Here is a 2408-nt window from a genome sequence, read left to right as displayed (position 1 = left end):
GGGTTTATCGTGAAAAATGTTCATTTTTTTCACATCTGAGTGCGATGGTGGGTGAAGGCACGGGAATTTGATTATTGGTTCAAAATTGGTTCAAAACCATGAATTTATGGCCCGTGCCTAACCTACCTTACAATTAAATAAGTTTTTTCGCTCGCTACTGGGAGCTTCAATTCTCACTTTTTTCCTTAAATCCAAAATCGCCCAATGCCTCAGTTATCTATCGGTCTGGATAAACACACCCAAACCATTATGGATGCGAGCGGCGGTGTGAGGCGAGCGATTGAGCAGTTGGCCCCCAAGGTAAAGACTGGTAGAGCTACCGCCATCTAGGTTGAGAGCGTCTACTGCTCCCATCAGCCGCATTAGTTCGGCAATTTCATTCAAGGTCGGGCCGGGGCCGCCGATCCGGTTGCCCACAGCTACGATCAAGATAGTACCAGAAGCAGTTGTGCCGATACAGGAACGATGTGCGGCTTGATGGATAAAGTTGTCCCGGAATTGTTCGGCTTTGGCATCCAGCACGATTTGACGATTTTGCAGTAAAAGTGGCCCTGCACCCATAACCTGCGGGTAGCGGTCAAATTCCAGGGGAACGGGATAACTTTCCAGCCGGACAATGGTGCCAACGGGAAGGACATCGGCGCTGCTACGATCTCGGACGACTAGCAGGTAGCCTTCAGATGGAATGGGGAAAGAAGTTTTGCTGAGGGCATTACCCAGCAAGGGAATGCGGCTGAATGGTTCTACACTGATGACGCGATCGTTCTCGACGGTGATAATTGTCTCATTTTCGGTTAAAGGAGCGTAAGTAGACCCCCACTCTGGGGTATGTACGGCAATTCCGGATTGCAAGTAGCCACTATTAACCGAGAGAACGGGCAAACGCTCACCCGTAGAAGTAATTAATACTTGCTGAAGGCTGAGATGTCCGATTTTCACTTCGCCGCTATCGTTCCAGGCGATCGCACCTCTGTTTAGAATTGGACTGGATAGCCATAAACCATCACGACGAATTGCTCCCAACGGTAATTGGGTGTTGCGATTAAAAAAGCCACCATTAATCGCAGCTGCCACCTGCCATTGCTTGGCTTGTTCAACTAAGGGAGTAATTCCCACTAAAGTATTGGGATTGCTCCAAATCGGTCTTAACATGATGGATTGGCGGGGATTGATCTCCAGCCACATGACTGGGAACTGAGACGACCCCAAGTTAAACATCTGCTGTCTGTAGCGCAATCCGGTCGCCCAAATAATGTCTCGTTCTACGATGACTTCATCAGTAGCTAGGTCTATGACTAAGCGATAAGGAGCGGGTACACTCCAGATGCGCGGATGCAGACCTGGAGGGATATCAACTCGGATGGTGGTTTTGTTCTGGCTTGTTTCGATTCTTAATGGCAGGCCGGGGTTTGGCGGCGGGATGGGCTCTGTTGTAGCGTATGGTAAAGGGAATCCTTGCTCGTCGGTTGTTGCTTCTGGAGGTTTGGGATAATAACGCTCCATCAGTCCCGGTGCAGCAGCTGCATCGATATGCAGACTCAAAACAGCACCTTGTTGGCTGACTTGCCAGGGCGTGGGAAGATCGAGATCCAAGATGATGCGATGCGGTACTGCAACTTCGCCGTTTTTACTGGGCTGTTCTTGCTGAATGTTCGTTACTGTAGCGGTAGGTGACTTGATTCGCAGGGTTGTACCATCAAAGAGCATTTGCCAACCCAGGCGATCGGCAAAATCGGTAATATCCAAATATCGGTATTGGTTTGTGAGTAAAGTAGGAAAAGTCAGCCGTTCTGCGGAGGGATCGGTAAACCACTGCACTGCCTGCTTGGTCAAATCCCAGGAACTTAACAACTCTACTCCCATTGTTTGCTTTAACCCGGCATCGGTTACCGCAATGTGAGGCTTGCGATTTGTTCCTATTTGCCACTTACTCCAAGTAGCGGGCCAAGTTTGTCCGTTGAGGGAGATGCGATCGCCCTGTCCCAGCAACTTATATTGTCCCGAAGATTTTTTGGGAAGGGGAATCGGCAACTCTTGGGCGAGTACTGTCATCGGTTTTGCCGAAACCAGCTGTTCCTCCTTTTTCAAGAAAGAAGTTGCTACCCAGAGCAATATGCCTATTATGGCTACGATCGCGAGTTGGCGGCGCTTGCGCCACAGCTTTTTGCCATAGAAGCGCAAAGGCGATCGAGAAAGGAAACGAGAAATTCGTTTTTTGAGATACCAAACCATGCCAATGAGAATAGGGAATGGGGAATCGGGAATGGGAATAAACTTTTGTGTCCCTATTCTCCGTTGTATTCGGGCTGACCGCTAAGAACTAACCTGCTACGTAGAACTTATACATTGCCAGATATAATCGGACAACGCTGTCTACTTCCTGTTTCTACCAAGGGTGTCGGCACGCA

At 49.1% G+C, this 2408-nt stretch carries 1 protein-coding gene; it reads right to left on the bottom strand.

Annotated elements, in window-relative coordinates; genetic code table 11:
- Window positions 1-213: 213 nt before the first annotated feature.
- On the bottom strand, window positions 214-2232 hold the full coding sequence (locus H6S82_RS29245; RefSeq protein ID WP_190475530.1) for a phosphodiester glycosidase family protein: 2019 nt from the start codon (window positions 2230-2232) through the stop codon (window positions 214-216).
- Window positions 2233-2408: the final 176 nt, after the last annotated feature.

It is taken from the genome of Planktothrix sp. FACHB-1355, assembly GCF_014748295.1.
In the GTDB taxonomy this organism is placed as follows: domain Bacteria; phylum Cyanobacteriota; class Cyanobacteriia; order Cyanobacteriales; family Aerosakkonemataceae; genus Aerosakkonema; species Aerosakkonema funiforme_A.
The sequence above is the reverse complement of the archived record's forward strand: the minus strand, read 5'-3'. Positions and strand labels throughout refer to the sequence as shown.

Bases quoted from the DNA above. Each gene is read 5' to 3' on its own strand.
- H6S82_RS29245 (WP_190475530.1), bottom strand. From the start codon at position 2,232: ATGGTTTGGTATCTCAAAAAACGAATTTCTCGTTTCCTTTCTCGATCG.